Source organism: Pseudomonas sp. MWU13-2100 (assembly GCF_023242365.1).
GTDB lineage: Bacteria > Pseudomonadota > Gammaproteobacteria > Pseudomonadales > Pseudomonadaceae > Aquipseudomonas.
In genome coordinates this window covers 1-5339 of record NZ_JALLIX010000081.1, presented here as the reverse complement: position 1 = coordinate 5339, position 5339 = coordinate 1, and the positions used below count along the sequence as shown (strand labels likewise).

General features: G+C 58.4%; 6 protein-coding genes. 3 read left to right on the top strand and 3 right to left on the bottom strand.

The genetic code is table 11. The features are described 5' to 3' along the window. Nucleotides 1-84 precede the first annotated feature (84 nt). The gene (locus M5B99_RS29155) at nt 85-717 is read right to left on the bottom strand and encodes a Crp/Fnr family transcriptional regulator (RefSeq protein WP_248807387.1); all 633 of its coding nucleotides are present in this window, start codon (nt 715-717) and stop codon (nt 85-87) included. 72 nt (nt 718-789) lie between these two features. Here M5B99_RS29155 and M5B99_RS29150 point away from each other — a divergent pair, with 72 nt between their 5' ends. After that, nucleotides 790-1338 (top strand): aspartate carbamoyltransferase, encoded by a 549-nt coding sequence (locus tag M5B99_RS29150; RefSeq protein WP_248807386.1) that lies wholly within the window; start codon nt 790-792, stop codon nt 1336-1338. Nucleotides 1339-1585: 247 nt separating this feature from the next. Then, a complete protein-coding gene (locus M5B99_RS29145; protein ID WP_248807385.1) occupies nt 1586-1942 on the top strand; it encodes a Fic family protein in 357 nt (118 codons plus the stop codon). A gap of 70 nt (nt 1943-2012) precedes the next feature. Here the strand turns inward: M5B99_RS29145 and M5B99_RS29140 are convergent, their stop codons facing one another. Together M5B99_RS29140 and M5B99_RS29135 are read right to left on the bottom strand one after the other, a co-directional pair. Continuing rightward, a complete protein-coding gene (locus tag M5B99_RS29140; protein ID WP_248807384.1) occupies nt 2013-3062 on the bottom strand; it encodes a GGDEF domain-containing protein in 1050 nt (349 codons plus the stop codon). 136 nt (nt 3063-3198) lie between these two features. Continuing rightward, nucleotides 3199-5058, bottom strand: a complete 1860-nt coding sequence (locus tag M5B99_RS29135) for a methyl-accepting chemotaxis protein (RefSeq protein ID WP_248807388.1) — start codon at nt 5056-5058, stop codon at nt 3199-3201. Here M5B99_RS29135 and M5B99_RS29130 point away from each other — a divergent pair. Continuing rightward, nucleotides 4942-5232 carry a hypothetical protein gene (locus tag M5B99_RS29130; RefSeq protein ID WP_248807389.1) on the top strand — a complete coding sequence of 97 codons (291 nt, stop codon included), beginning with the start codon at nt 4942-4944 and terminating at the stop codon, nt 5230-5232. The two genes, M5B99_RS29135 and M5B99_RS29130, sit on opposite strands and share 117 nt — an antisense overlap. Nucleotides 5233-5339: the final 107 nt, after the last annotated feature.

Below are 5339 nucleotides of genomic sequence, written 5' to 3'. Positions count from 1 at the left end.
CATGGTGGAGACATTGAGCCAGGTCACCGAGGGAGAGCGAATAGATGTCGCGGTTAGCAGCGTGCTTGAAATCGTTGGCTGAGTTCAGGGTTTGATCGCCAAATGATTGCCTTCGACCTCAAGACGGCCATCGCTCTGCATGCGTTTCAACGCCCGGTATAGCGCTTCGTGCGTCAAACCTAGATCTTTTGCCCAAGACTTGCGCGACTGACTGAGCGTTAGGACACCATCGGAACCTTCGGATTCAATGAAATGGATGATGCGTTCAGTCGCGCTATGCAGACATAGCCTTTCGCATTGAGCGCGTAGCTTTTGGATTTCCCTGGCCAGCTGTAACTGCCAGGTTTTGCGAAACACAATCACGTCCTCCAATGCAGCGTGAAACGCGGCAATCGGAAACAGTAGCAGCGTGGTGGGCTCGGAAGCGATGGCATCACAGTGGTAGGTACGGCTGTCCAGGCTGGCCTCCGCAATGAAGCCTCCCCGCGAGCGCTGCAAGATCACTTCGCAGCCATTGCGGCCCAGTCGAACCAGACGCGCTTCACCGCGGATAACAAGATAGACATGACGAACCGGATCGCCAATCAGAAAGAGCATCTCGTGCGCATCGGCTTCAACCCACCTTGCCGACACACGCAGCGTCTCTGGGATAAGGCTCGCTGCTGGCTGGGCAGCGATCAAAGCCGGCCAGTCCAACACATCGTTTACCGTCTTCATATGATCATGATCATACTCATGGAAGGTCGCCGTAGCATAGACTCAATACAACGTCGCTAGCGGAGAAAATTCATGTCACCGATTGCTATTACTTTAGGCCTCATCGCGGCGGTCTCGGGAAACGCTTACGCCCAGACCGTGGATCACACCAAAATGAACCATGCCGCTCACATGGCGGCAATGGCCGATGCACAGCGCCAAGCAGCAGTGTCGCAACGCGGTGAAGAGGTGATGCCATTTAGTCTAGCGGCAACGACACACATCTTTACGAAGAGCGCCGAAGGCGGAACACAGCAAGTTGTGGCCAAGGACTCCGCCAACATCGAGCAAGTGCGGCTGGTTCGCGAGCACCTGCAAGAGATCCGCAAGCAATTTCTGAAGGGCGATTTCTCAGGACCATCCCGTATTCATGGTGACGACATGCCAGGGCTCGCCGATCTCAAAGCCACTACACCGGGACAAATCACCATCGATTACAAGGAGATTGAAGGCGGCGCAGAGTTGATCTACAAAACATCGAATAGCCTTTTGGTGACGGCCCTGCACCAATGGTTTGACGCCCAACTCTCCGACCATGGCAAGGATGCCATGGAAGGCCATACCAACCATGGTGACATGTAAACGTTGTTGGAATCGAAGAAGCCGCGTTGATCCGCGGCTTTGGTGGGTGAACCTCTCACGAACACAGTCGTACCGTGTTTATGTCGCCGCCACACACCCTGGTTGAGGGGATTAGTCGTGACCCTTGTCGATTACGGAGAAACTGATGTTGTTCACGACCAGGGTTTGCCAGTTGCTCCGGGGTGTAGAGCGTCGAATCACCGATATCCCGAGGCCATAAGGCCAGTAGCACAACATTCAAGGCCGAATGGGCTACGGGCGCCACCCCGGTCAGGCCACGAACGGTCCAGGCGCCAAGGTCGCGCCCCAGTGTTCCGGCGATTCGCCCGACCTTGTCAGCGGTGCCCGTCGAGGCCAGCAGCGCCGTGGCATGCTGCTCAACCACAAGACAGCCATCGAGTTCATGGTCGATGCGGTCCCCACCTACGGCCTGACCACTCCAGTGATCCAGAACCCGGTCGAGTCGGCCTTTTTCCTGTGGGTCAACCTGGCCTATCTGCAACCTTTCGACGACGGCACCAAACGCACCAGCCGTCTGGCGGCCAACGTCTCCCTGATGCGGTACAACAGCGCGCCATTGTCCTTTCTGGATGTGGATGTGTGAGATCGGCCAGTTGCACGGACCAGCATACCTAGCGCGATCCGCACCTCACCAGTCGGCGTAACCGACGCCATTACGCCAGCGCCACTTCCACCCTGTTGCGCCCAGCCGACTTGCCCTCGTAGAGCGCCCGATCGGCCCGGGCAATGGCGTTGCTGAGCGCCTCTTGGGCACGATACTGCGTAATGCCGATGGACAGGGTCACGCTGACTTTGTGCTCGTCACTGTCAATCACCAACGCCTGGATCGCCTTGCGTATGCGCTCCGCGATTGCCGCCGCCTGCTCAAGATCGGTTTCCGGCAATATCGCCAGGAACTCTTCGCCACCCCAGCGGCCAATATAATCCTGTTCGCGCATTGAGCTATCAAGCAAGTCGCTCACGGCATTGAGCACCCGGTCCCCCACATCGTGGCCATACTGATCATTGATGTGCTTGAAGTGATCGATATCCATCAACATCAAGGTCAGGTTGCTGGGGCATCGATGGTGCCGCTCCAGCGCCTTCTCGGTCAGCGCAATCATGTGCCGACGATTGAACAGGCCGGTCAGGGAGTCGGTCGTTGCCATCCGCGCCAGGCTCTTGTGCGCTCGGGTCACCGTAATCACATAGAACAGCGCCAGGTAGCTGAACATGCAGAACACCACGGTCAGGTTGAAAACATGCACACCCAACAAGGCATTGGAGGAAATCGGTTGCAGCGGCTGGATGTACCACATGAGCACATCCAGCCCCACATAGTAGGCCCACAGGCAAGCAGCGAGGGTCCAGGCGCCGCGGGGGCGCATGGTCACGAACAGGGCCGGTATGAACATCAGCAGAAAATAGTGAAAGCCACTTTCCCAACCAATCAGCACGGTTCCCAGCCCGGCGTGCACCAGCACTTCAGTGCGGATCAGCAGGATCGCCAGCCGATTACGTCGCTGGCTGAACGCCCGATAGGCATAGACATACATGGCCACGCTGATCACGTTGACCCAGGCCAGGACGGGTGAGCCCAGCATGAGGAAAATAAACAGGAAAGCGACATCAACCGCGCCAGCCAACTGGCAGCAACGCATGGAAAGCTGCCAGAACTCGGGACGGGCATACTGCTTGTGTGGATTTTCCGGGGACACTGGCATCGAACCTGTTACCTCAAGTTCCGGTTGTGAGTCCCGGTTTTTACTTAGGTTGACTGCCTGATAACCGGTAGCCAGGGAGCGACTGAAGTGTAGTGAATCGCCGGGCGGTCAGCCACCCGGCGATAGCATAATGCTGCTACGACTTGAAACGCCCCACCAACCCATTCAATTCATTCGAAAGGTGCGAAAGCCGGCCCGAATCTTCCTGCGCGGAGCTGGCCAGGCTTTCGACCAGCCGCGCCTCGTCATAGATCTGCTGGATATGCCGATTGATCTCTTCGGCCACACTGTGCTGCTCTTCAGCCGCCGCCGAGATCTGCAGGTTCTGATCACGGATTTCATTGACCGACTGCTGGATGCCCTCAAAGCTGTCACGGGCGCTCTCGATCGAGGACACACTGGCACGCGACAGGTCCAGGCAGCTTTCCATCTTCTGCGACACCTCCTGGGTCTTGCTGCCGAGCGTACCGAGCAACTGGTCGATTTCCCCGGTGGAGTCAGACGTGCGCTTGGCCAGGGCCCTGACCTCATCCGCGACCACGGCAAAACCCCGGCCCTGGTCACCCGCCCTGGCCGCCTCGATCGCCGCGTTCAGCGCCAACAGGTTGGTCTGCTCGGCGATGGCGCGGATGGTGCCGAGAATCTGGTTGATGTTGCGACTGCCCTCTTCCAGTTCCACCATGGCCTGGGAAGACTCGCTCAAGCGACGCCCCAGGCGGCCGACGTTCTGGGTGGTCAATTCGATCTGCTGCTTGCCTTCGGCCACACGCTGGTGTCCGCTCTCGGCGGAATCGGCTGCCGTGCTGCACGAACGGGCCACTTCGTTGGCGGTGGCGACCATTTCGTTGAAGGCCGTGGACACCAACTCCACCGCTTCCCGCTGGCGACCAGCCGCCTGGTTCATGTTGTTGGCGACCTCACTGTTGACCCGTGAGGCATCCTGCAAGTTGGTCGAGGCGGCACCGATATGTTGGATCAACTGGCGTATCGCGGCGAGAAACTTGTTGAACCAGCCGGCCAGCTCCGCGGTTTCGTCCCTGCCCTGCACCTCGAGATCGCGGCGCAGATCGCCCTCGCCTTCGGCGATCGATTGCAACCCCGTGCTGACCTGGCCGATAGGCTTGACGATCACCTTGGCAAATGCCGCCGCGAGCAGCGCAAGGAGCAGCACCAGCACGACCACGATCACCGCCGTCACATAGGTCATCCGCGTGGCCGCGCCCATGACTTCGTTGTACTCGATCAAACCGACATAGCGCCAACCCAGGCCGGGCGATGTCCAGATATTGGCCATGTACCTGACCCCATTGATCTGCACCTCGGTGGAGCCTTGCGTGGTGGCGGCCAGTTTGGCGTAGGGCTCGCCCAGGTCCTTGAGGGGTTTGAAGCTGTGCGCGGCGTCACGCGGGTCGACCAGCACAGTGCCGTCCTCGATCAGCATCACGTAGCCGCTTTCACCGAGCTTGATGCTCTTGACCAGCTCGGTGAGGTTTTTCAGCGAAACGCTGACGACAAACACACCCTTGGCCTTACCCGCCTCATCGAGCATTGCCCGGGCGGTACCGACCAGCGCCACAGCGTCCTTGTCATAGTAGTAAGCGGGCGTTCGCACCGTTTTGCCGGGGCTGGCCATGGCGGCCTTGTACCAGGGGCGCGAGCGCGGGTCGTAGCTCGACAGCTGCGGGTCGTCCGGCCACTTGGCGTAGCTGCCATCTTCCAGGCCGATGGACAGGATGGCGGCGGCCGGGTGAGTCGCGCCATAACGGGCGAACGCATCGATCACCTGCCGGGCGGCCGCGGGTAGGGGCTGGCTGGCCGCATCGGCGGTTTCATAGTGCTTGAGGCTGGCGACCGATGTGTATACAGGATCGACAGCCATTTGATCGACGTTCTGTTGAGATCCATCAAAAAACTGTCGGATATTACCGTCGATCTGGCGTATTTCACGGGTACTGCCATCGATGAACTGATCGACCGCCTGGGCCCGTATATTCAGCACCGATATCACCGCCACCAGGCTTACCGGGATGAAAGCGACCAATACAAAGGCAAGGACAAGCTTGTTTTTTATTTTCATTGCGACAATCACCATCCGCGCAAGTGGGCTGCGAACGGCCAGACTACACGGGCAAATAGCGATTTGCCACCCAGCCTGGATCAGATGTTTTGAAACGATATTCGCCGATTTTTAGTATACAAAAAATACAATTATTGTTCCGACCACAAATACCGACCCGACAGTTTTTTATCCGTCTGTCACAGCGTGACTGAGCTGAT